Annotated in this window: 8 protein-coding genes and 1 pseudogene; 3 read left to right on the top strand and 6 right to left on the bottom strand. The window is 75.8% G+C overall.

The genetic code is table 11. The annotated features are described in order from the left end of the window. The 3 genes and pseudogenes from KBX39_RS14575 to KBX39_RS14565 all read right to left on the bottom strand — a co-directional run. Positions 1-335: pseudogene (locus KBX39_RS14575) on the bottom strand (hypothetical protein); the annotation flags it as partial. A 65-nt stretch (positions 336-400) separates the two neighbouring features. Next, on the bottom strand, positions 401-1,114 hold the full coding sequence (locus KBX39_RS14570) for a hypothetical protein (RefSeq protein WP_064445669.1): 714 nt from the start codon (positions 1,112-1,114) through the stop codon (positions 401-403). Then, entirely contained in the window at positions 1,107-1,718 is a 612-nt protein-coding gene (locus KBX39_RS14565) for an RNA polymerase sigma factor (RefSeq protein ID WP_069088477.1), read from the bottom strand. Before KBX39_RS14565 ends, KBX39_RS14570 begins: the two co-directional genes overlap by 8 nt. Positions 1,719-1,758: 40 nt before the next feature. On the opposite strand from KBX39_RS14565, the gene KBX39_RS14560 reads away from it, so the two are divergent. After that, positions 1,759-3,333, top strand: coding sequence for an FMN-binding glutamate synthase family protein (locus KBX39_RS14560; protein WP_210871030.1), 1,575 nt, complete (start codon positions 1,759-1,761; stop codon positions 3,331-3,333). On the opposite strand, the gene KBX39_RS14555 is transcribed toward KBX39_RS14560, so the two are convergent. The 3 genes from KBX39_RS14555 to KBX39_RS14545 all read right to left on the bottom strand — a co-directional run bounded on the left by KBX39_RS14555 (position 3,330) and on the right by KBX39_RS14545 (position 7,008). After that, on the bottom strand, positions 3,330-4,232 hold the full coding sequence (locus KBX39_RS14555) for a hypothetical protein (protein WP_210871028.1): 903 nt from the start codon (positions 4,230-4,232) through the stop codon (positions 3,330-3,332). The two genes, KBX39_RS14560 and KBX39_RS14555, sit on opposite strands and share 4 nt — an antisense overlap. After that, positions 4,229-5,419: a DUF916 domain-containing protein gene (locus KBX39_RS14550; protein ID WP_210871026.1), complete on the bottom strand. Its 1,191-nt coding sequence runs from the start codon at positions 5,417-5,419 to the stop codon at positions 4,229-4,231. Before KBX39_RS14550 ends, KBX39_RS14555 begins: the two co-directional genes overlap by 4 nt. 95 nt (positions 5,420-5,514) lie before the next feature. Further along, positions 5,515-7,008: an HtaA domain-containing protein gene (locus KBX39_RS14545; RefSeq protein WP_210871024.1), complete on the bottom strand. Its 1,494-nt coding sequence runs from the start codon at positions 7,006-7,008 to the stop codon at positions 5,515-5,517. Positions 7,009-7,201: 193 nt separating this feature from the next. On the opposite strand from KBX39_RS14545, the gene KBX39_RS14540 reads away from it, so the two are divergent. Then, a complete protein-coding gene (locus KBX39_RS14540; protein ID WP_210871022.1) occupies positions 7,202-8,029 on the top strand; it encodes a neocarzinostatin apoprotein domain-containing protein in 828 nt (275 codons plus the stop codon). Further along, positions 8,026-8,956: ABC transporter substrate-binding protein (locus KBX39_RS14535; protein ID WP_312247252.1), on the top strand; the 931-nt coding region annotated here is incomplete at its 3' end. The genes KBX39_RS14540 and KBX39_RS14535, both read left to right, overlap by 4 nt.

The following is an 8,956-nucleotide window of genomic DNA, read 5'->3' as shown; positions in this document are numbered from 1 at the left end:
GGCTCGGAGCGGCCTTCCTCGGGACGCGCCACCCAGAGGATCTTGTTGTTCGCACCGTCGCCCCGGGCGTGCACGAGCGGGTACGCGAACAGGATCGCCACGATGTCGCCCCGGGCGCCGAAGACGTGCCGCATCCGGGTGTCGCCGGTGAACCCGGCGTCCGCCCAGTCCGGCAGCCGGCCGGTCTCCACCCGTTCGGCGCAGGCCGCCGGCGCGGCCGGCTCGGTGGCCGCCGGCGCCGAGGGCACCGGCGCTCCGGCCGGGACCGTGGCCGGACCGGAGCACCCGGCCAGCAGCAGGACCGGCACCAGCAGGACTCGTCTCGCAACGAACATCGCGGCCTCCCCGTCGACGGCTCTCGTCAACAGGACACCGGCCGGGGCCGCCGGGTTCCCGTCGCTCACCGGAGCGAGGCCGCGACGTCCAGCGCCTGCTCGCGGGTGAGGTCGCCCTCCAGCCGGTAACTCAGCCCGCCCTGCTCCCAGATGAGCGTGGCCGCGGACAACCGCGCGGTGGCGACCCGTTCCGTGCCCGACCGGTCCACGTACGCCAGCGCGTGCGGACCGCCGACCCAGATCGCGAACTCGCCACCCACCTGGGTGAGCGTCACGTCCGCGCCGAGGGACCGCTTGTGGAACACGATGTCGAGCGAGCCGTCGAAGGCGTCCAGCCGTACCGTGCCGCCCCGGTAGAGCAGGCTGACCACCCGGTGGCCGCCGGCGCCGTCCGGGTCGGCCACCAGCACCCGTTCCGGCGCGCCCAGGCGGGACGGCACCCGGATCGGGAAGCGGACCTGGCGTTGCGCCTCGGCGAGGGCGACGTGCCGCTGCGCGGGCAGTGGCGAGGGCGTGCCGGTCGGCGGCGGGGCGGGCGCGGAGTCGATGACGACGCCGGAGAACCGCAGCAGCCCGGTCACCGCGTCGGCGAGCGCGGCGCGGCCCGGCGGCAGCGCCACCACGAGCAGCGCGGCGAGCACGGTGGCCAGCACGTACCGCCGGCGGCGGCGCGGCGCGGGCGCGTCGAGCCGGGCGCGGACCCGCGCGGTGACGTCGGGCGTCCGCGCCGGCTCCAGCCAGCCGGTCAGGTCACGCAGCTCCCGCTCCAGGTCATCCACGGTGCGCCACCTCCCGGTCCAGCAGGGCACGCAGCTTCGCCAGCGCCCGGTGGGTCCGCGACTTCACGGTGCCCCGGGGCAGCCCCAGCACCGTGGCCGTCTCGTCCTCGCCGAGGTCCAGCAGGTAGCGGCAGACGATCGCCTCGCGGTCACGTACGGGCAGCAGCCGCAGCGCTCCGACCAGCGCGGCCCGGCGCTCGGCCGCCAGCACCGCGTCGAGCCCGTCGTCGGCGCCGCCGGCCACGACCGGTTCCGCCGCCGCCGCGCGCAGCGTCAGCCCGTCGCGCCGGCTGCGCGTCCGGTGCAGGTTCCGGGTCTCGTTGGCGACGATCGCGAGCAGCCAGGACCGGAACGACGCCTCGGCCCGGTAGCGGGACAGTTTCCGGTACGCCTTCACGAACGCCTCCTGGACCACGTCCTCGGCGTCCGGACCGGCGCCCAGCAGCACCGCCGTCCGGTACGCGGACGCGGTGTGCCGGGCGACCAGGGCGTCGTACGCCTCCCGGTCGCCGGCGCGTACGCGGGTGACGAGGTCGTCGTCGTCCAGGGCAGCCTCCGCCGTCGGTCCGCTTCCATGACACCGCCCGGGGCGGCCGGGTTCCATCAGGCGTTTGACCGGTGACCGTGCCGGAAAGAGTGGCGGGATGAGCTGGGCGAGAAGAGCCGTACCCGCAGCCGTCGCCGCCGTCGCCGCGCTGGCGGCGCGGGACCTGCTGCAACGCGACCACGCGCTGCGCCGCAACTTCCCGGTGCTGGGCCGGGCCCGGTACCTGATCGAGTCGATCGGACCGGAGCTGCGGCAGTACATCGTGGCCGGCAACGACGAGGAGCGGCCCTTCACCCGCGACCAGCGGCGCTGGGTGTACGCCTCGGCCAAGCAGGAGAACAACTACTTCGGGTTCGGCACCGACAACGACATCGAGCACACCTCCGGCTATCCGATCATCAAGCACCGCACGTTCGGCCGGGCGGTGCCGCCGTCGGCGCCGACCGCCGGGCACGACGTGACGCTGCCCTGCGCCAAGGTGCTCGGCGCGGCGCGCGGCCGGGCGCGGGCGTTCCGCCCGGAGTCGGTGGTGAACATCTCCGGCATGAGCTTCGGCTCGCTGTCCGGCAACGCGGTGGAGGCGCTCAACCGGGGCGCGGCGCTGGCCGGCTGTCTGCAGAACACCGGCGAGGGCGGGCTGTCGCCGTACCACCGCATGGGCGGTGAGCTGGTCTTCCAGCTCGGCACCGCGTACTTCGGCTGCCGCGACGAGCAGGGCCGGTTCAGCCTGCCGCGGCTCAAGGACCTGGTGGCGTCGGCGCCGGTACGCGCGCTGGAGATCAAGCTCAGCCAGGGCGCCAAGCCGAGCCTCGGCGGCCTGCTGCCGGCGGCGAAGGTCTCCGCCGAGATCGCCGCCACCCGGGGCGTCCCGGCCGGTCAGGACTGCGTCAGCCCGTCCCGGCACGCCGAGTTCTCCGACTGCGACAGCCTGCTCGACTGGGTGGAGCTGCTCGCCGCCGAGACCGGTCTGCCGGTCGGCATCAAGTCCGCCGTCGGCGACCTCGGGTTCTGGGAGGATCTGGCCACGCTGATGCGCGACACCGGGCGCGGCGTGGACTTCGTGACCGTCGACGGGGGCGAGGGCGGCACCGGGGCCGCGCCGCTGATCTTCAGCGACTCGGTCTCGCTGCCGTTCCAGCAGGGCTTCTCCCGGGTCTACCGCACGTTCGCCGAACGCGACCTGCACGAGAAGGTGGTGTTCGTCGGCGCCGGCAAGCTCGGCCTGCCCGACAACGCCGTGGTGGCGTTCGCGCTCGGCGCCGACATGGTCAACGTCGGGCGGGAGGCGATGCTGGCGATCGGCTGCATCCAGGCACAGAAGTGCCACACCGACACCTGCCCGACCGGCGTCGCCACGCAGAACGCGTGGCTGGCCCGGGGTCTGGACCCGGCCCGCAAGTCGGTACGGGCCGCGAACTACATCCGTACGCTGCGCCGCGACCTGGTCAAGGTGGCCGAGGCGTGTGGCGTCGAGCATCCCGGGCTGATCGGCACCGACGCGGTGGAGATCCTCGACGGTCGGACCTCGTCGATCCCGCTGGACCGGGCGTTCGGCTACCGGCCGGAGTGGGGGATGCCGTCGGCAGCGGACCGGGCGGAGATCGTGCGGCTGATGACCGCCGAGGCGCCGCAGGGCGGCAGCGCGCCGCCCTCCCCCACCGCCGTCGGCTAGCCGGTTCCCTCGCCGGTGCGGTGCCGCCCCCGGCGGCGCGGCGGGCGCGGCCGGAGCACGATCGGCGCCACCACCAGGACCGCCGCCGCGCCGAGCAGTCCCCAGGGGTGGCGGCTGGTCTCGACCACGAAGGCGACCGGCCGTTCCGGCAGGTCGACGCGGCCGTGGAGTTCGTGTGCCCCGAGCACGGCGACGTCCACCGGCACCGGGATCTCGTACGTCCGGACCTGCCCGGCGCCGATGGTGCCCAGGGGCGGGGCGGCGACGATGGTGTGCGCCCGTCCGGGCCGGCCGAGCAGCAGCGTGAACGGCGGGTCGACCACGTCGGCCGGGCCGGGGTTGCGCAGCGCGACGCGTACGGTGAGCGTCTCGGGCAGCCCGAACCATTCCCGTAGCGGGCGGCGGCCGGCGACGCGCAGCTCGTCGAGGTGCAGGCGCGGCGTGGCGGCCGGCGCGGGCGCCGGGGCGGCGGTCACGCCCCGGACCGGCAGCGCGGCGGTGGCCTGGACGGCGCCGGTCAGCGCATGCGCGCGCAGCACGCAGGGGCAGGCGACGGGTGGCGCCGCCAGCGCGATCGGCGCCGCCGTCGTGCCCGCCGGCACCTGGACGGTGGTGGCCTGCTCGTTGGCGCAGTCGAGCGCGCCCCGGCGGGCGTCGTTACCGCAGACCGTGAGGTGGACCGGGCCGGCCGGCCAGCCGCGCAGCGTGACGGTGACCCGCTGCCCGACAGTCAGCGGGCCGGACGGCACGAGGCCAGCGGGCCGCGGCGGCGCGGAGGCCGCAGTGGACGACGGCGCGGGCGGGGCGGAGACGGCGGCGCCGTCCGGGGCGGACGGCGGTGCCGGGACCGGCACGGCCAGCGCGAGGATCGCGGCGGCGGCCGGCAGGACCGGGGTCACCGGGCACCGGCCGCCGTGCCGCCCGCCGGGGGTTCGGGCGTTCCCGCGACGGGCGCCCGGGACGCATCCGCCGGCCCGCCGGGAGCGGCCGAGGGCTCGGACACCGACGCCGGCCCGGCGGGTGCAACCGTCGCCGGAGGCTCGGACACCGGCGCCGGCCCGGGCGTGGTGGAGGGCGCGGCCGAGGTGGGGCGGCGTCGACGACGGCGCAGGTGGAGGAGCCAGGCTCCCGCGGCCGCCGGAGCGGCGATCAGCAGCCAGGGCGGCGCCCACACGCTCGCGGTGCGCCGCACCGGGGGCAGCGCGGTGTCGACGGTGGTGGGTGCGAGGTCCACTGTCGCGGTCAGCCGCAGCGCGGGCGGCACCCCGGTGACCCGCTCGGTGACGGTGAACTCGGCGCCGGGCAGCAGCTCCGGCAGGTCGACCGGGCTGGTCCGGGACAGCGTCCAGCCACCCGGGCCGTCGACGACCACCGCGCCGGTGCCGCCGACGCGGACGTTGCCGCTGTTGCGGATCCGGTAGGTGACCGTGAGGTCGGCGCGTCCGATCGGGTTGAGCGGGGTGTCGTAGTCGACGCGTACCGTTTCGACGGTCACGGCGGGGCGGACCTCGCCGGCCACGCGGAGGTAGACCCGGGCGGCGATCCGCTGGTCGAGGCGGACCCGCTGCCCGTCGGCGGTGACGCCGTCCTGGGCGACCGCGGCGATCACGCCACCGGTGTGGTCGCCCGGCGTGGCGTCGCGCGGCACGGTGAGGCGGAACGGGATGTCCGCGCGCCGGCCGGGCTGGACGGTCCAGTTCCGCCGCTCGACGCCGATCCAGGCGCCGACGTCGGTGGCGGCCCGGTCGGAGGGCAGCAGCGCGAAGGCGCCGTCGGTGGTGGTGTACGCGTCGGTGCCGTACACCGCGAAGGTGAGCGGCCGGTCACCGAGGTTGGTCACCCCGACGTGGTCGGTGATCGTGGCGCCCGGCGCCAGGTCGTAGGTGAAGTAGTTGCGCCCGGTCGGCCCGCCGGGCCCGGACGGCTGGACCGCCCAGCGGGCGGCGCCGGGGTCGGCGGGCGGCGCCGGCCGGGGGGCCGCCTCGCCGCGCGACGGTGACCCGAGCAGCACCGCGAGCAGCACGGCGGCGAGCGCGGCGCCGATCCGGGCGGCCGGGATGCGGGTGGTGGGCGTGAGGAGGGGCATGCCGTGCTCCGCTGCGAGGTGGTCGCCGGGCAGACGCCGCTGGTGGGGCACGGGCGACGTGCCCGCGCCCCACCAGGGCCGACCCGGTCGGTGAATCAGGAGAGGGTCAGGGTGAGCGTGGCGACGTAGTCGCCCGCCGCGGCGGACGCCGGCACACCGAGGTTGAGCTCGGCGCCGCAGGCGTAGACGCCGTTGCTTGTCCCGGCGCCGGCCGTGCACAACGCTCGGGCCTCGCCGAGACCGGCGCCGGGAGCGGCCACCGCACCCGGGGTGACGGCGCCGGTGGTTCCGCCCAGCGGGTCGTCCACCACGTTCGCGGTCGGCGCCCAGCCGAGGTAGTTCCCGGCGATGACGCCACCGGCGGCGGAGGTGAAGTCGGAGACCTGTCCGACCAGGCTCCAGCCGGTGCCGGCACCGCGCAGGTCGGCCACCGTGGCGGTGTTCAGCGGCGCCCGGGCGTACTCGCCCTTGCCGACCGGCGGCAGGGCGACGTTCGCGCCGGCCACGCTCAGGCTGAGCGGGCCGCCGGTCACCGTGCTGGTGATCCGCTGCTGGGCCGAGTTCCCACCCGCGCCGGTACGGGTGAAGGTGATCGGCGTGAACGTGTCCTGGCGGCGGTCGGCCGAGCCGCGGGCGGCGAAGGTGATGACGTAGCACTGCACCTCGGTGCAGTCCACCTCGTCGCCGTTGCGGTCGGTGTAGACGGCGCTGATCGGCAGCGTCGTGGTGAAGCTGCCGTCGGCGGCCATCCGGTCCCGGGCGTCGGTCGGCTCGTTGGTCTTGTTGACCCACTTGGTGACCTGGAGGACGCCGGCGTTGGCCCAGTGCTCGTCGACCTTCGGTCCGAACGAGACGTAGATGCCGGCCCCGTTGTTGAAGTCCGGGTCGAAGCCGGTGCCGCGTACGGTGACAGTCGCGCCGGCGGGGTCGAGGCCCTGGGCCGGGTCGACGGTCACCGCCGGGGTCGCGGGCGCGGTGCCGCCTGCCGTGGTGAACGTGAACGACACCGGGTCCAGCGCCTCACCGGCGGCGTAGAAGCCGTTGAACGCGCCGGCTCCCACGCTGGTGAGCGCCGCGGCGAGGTTGCTGCCGGTCACCGTGTTGCCGCTGGTGGCGGGAGCGCCGGTGAGGGTGGCGATGGTGGCCTGCTTCACCGAGACCGGCTCGGTCATCGTGGTGGCCAGGTCGACGTCCGCCTTCAGCGAGGCGGTGCCGCCGGAGACGGCGACAGTCGGGTTGGCCAGCGTGATGGTCAGCAGGTGCGCCGGGTACGAGAACACCACGGTGCCGCCGTACGTGGCGTTGGTCGTACCGGTGGCGGCGTCGTGCGTGCCGCCGGTCGACGGGAACGTGAACGTGCCGTCGGCGTTGACGGTGGCGCCGTTGCTGACAGCGATCGGCGGGTCCCCGTTGCCGGCCTTGACGTAGTTGCGGAAGCTGGCCTTGAAACCCCAGGTCAGGCTGCCGCTTGCGATCTCGGCCTCGGCCGCCGAGGCGGGTCCGGCGCCCACGAGCGCACTCGACACGCCGAGGGCGAGCACCGCCGCCCAGCGCATCGACCGGAGGGCTCCGGCTCTGGATCTGAACATGCTGTTCCTCTCGGGAGGGGAAGCGAAGGCATTAGGTTAGGCAAACCTAAGATGATCGGGTGATCCACGAAGCGTCCCAAGATCTTCAGCCGAACGGACCCCTTGCCACCTGCGCGTTCGCCACTTAGGTTAGCCAAACCTAAGTACCCGCTCGGCCGGCATGTCCGGCCGGACCTGTCGTGTGAGGAGCCCGATGCGATCACGGCGCCGCACCATCTGGACCACCGTTCTGCTCACCGCCGCCGTCGTCGCCACGCCCGCGCCGGCCCACGCCGGCACCGCCACCGGCAGCGGCGGCCAGAAGCTCACCGTCACCCCGAGCACCGGCCTGAGCCGCTCCGGCGCCACCGTGTCCGTCTCCGGGCGCGGCTACGACGTCGACAAGGGCATCTACGTCGCGTACTGCGTCGACAACGGACCGGGCGTGGCGGCCACCCCGTGCGGCGGCGGCGCCGACACCACCGGCAGCCTCGGCGCCTCGCAGTGGATCTCGTCGAACCCGCCCGCCTACGCCGAGGGCCTGCCCGAGCCGTACGGCCCCGGCGGCTCCTTTTCGGTGACGGTCAAGGTGACCCCCACCATCGGCGACGTCGACTGCACCGTCCGGCGGTGCGCGGTCGTCACCCGCGCCGACCACACCCGGGCCTCCGACCGGTCCCAGGACGTACGGGTGCCGGTCACGTTCGCCGCCGGCGCCACGAGCGCCCCGCCGAAGGCCGGCCCGGCGCCGAAGGCGACCACGCCCGCCGCCACGCCCCGGACCACCACCGGACAGGACGCGCCGGCCCCGGCCGCCTCCGGCAACCCGCCGGCCGCAGCGGGGGCGGCAGGGGTGACGGGCGCCGCGCCCGGGGCCGGGGCGCCGTCGCAGGCCGCGGCCTCCGACCTCCACGTCACGCGGGTCAGCGACACCTCCGGGGCCGGACGCGGATGGACCGTCGGGGTGGTGGCCGCCGCGCTGGCCCTGGTCGTCCTGCTCGGCCTCGGCCGTTGGCGGCGCCGTCGCGGTGCCGGCCGGTGAGCCGCCCGCACCGGCGACCGGGCCGGGGACCACTCGTCGCGCTGCTCGCGGTGACCCTGGCGGCGACCGGCTGCGCTGCGCCGGGCCGATCGGGTACGCCGTCCGCCGCCGGCTGCGGCCCGGTCACCGCGACAGTGGACGACGCCGACGTCGAGCCGGTCCGCCCGGCGCCCACGCCCGCGCTGCCGGCCACCGTACGCTCCGGCGACGGCACGACGGTGACCGTCGACGACGTCAGCCGCATCCTCCCGGTGAACCGGCACGGCTCGATCGCCGAGATCGTCTTCGGCCTCGGCCTCGGCGGCAACGTCATCGGGCGGGACACCTCGACCACGTTCCCCGCCGCCGCGCACCTGCCGGTGGTCACCCCGGGCGGGCACGACCTCTCCGCCGAGGCGGTGCTCGACCTCGACCCCAGCGTCGTGCTCGTCGACGACGGCGTCGGGCCGCCCGAGGTGCTGCGCCAGCTCCGCGCCGCCGGCATCCCGGTCGTGCGGGTACCTGCCGAGCCGACGCTCGACGGCGTACCGGCGCACATCCGCGCGATCGCGGCGGCGCTCGGCGTGCCCGAGGCCGGAGAACGGCTGGTGACCCGCGTGCGGAGCGAGATCGCCGAGGCCCGGCGTACCGCCCCGGCGGGCCGCGCGCCACGGATCGCGTTCCTCTACCTGCGCGGCACCGCCGGGGTCTACCTGATCGGCGGCCGGGGCGCCGGGTCCGACGCGATGATCGAGGCGGTCGGCGGCGTCGACGCCGGCAGCGCCGCCGGGCTGTCCAAGTTCCGTCCGCTGACCAGCGAGGGCCTCATCAACGCCGCGCCCGACGTGATTCTGGTGATGAGCGCCGGGCTCGCCTCCGTCGGCGGCGTCGACGGCCTGGTGAAGCTGCCCGGCGTGGCGCAGACGCCGGCCGGGGCGAACCGGCGCG

Source organism: Micromonospora sp. D75, assembly GCF_018070405.1.
Lineage (GTDB): Bacteria > Actinomycetota > Actinomycetes > Mycobacteriales > Micromonosporaceae > Micromonospora > Micromonospora chalcea.
The sequence above is the reverse complement of the archived record's forward strand: the minus strand, read 5'-3'. Positions and strand labels throughout refer to the sequence as shown.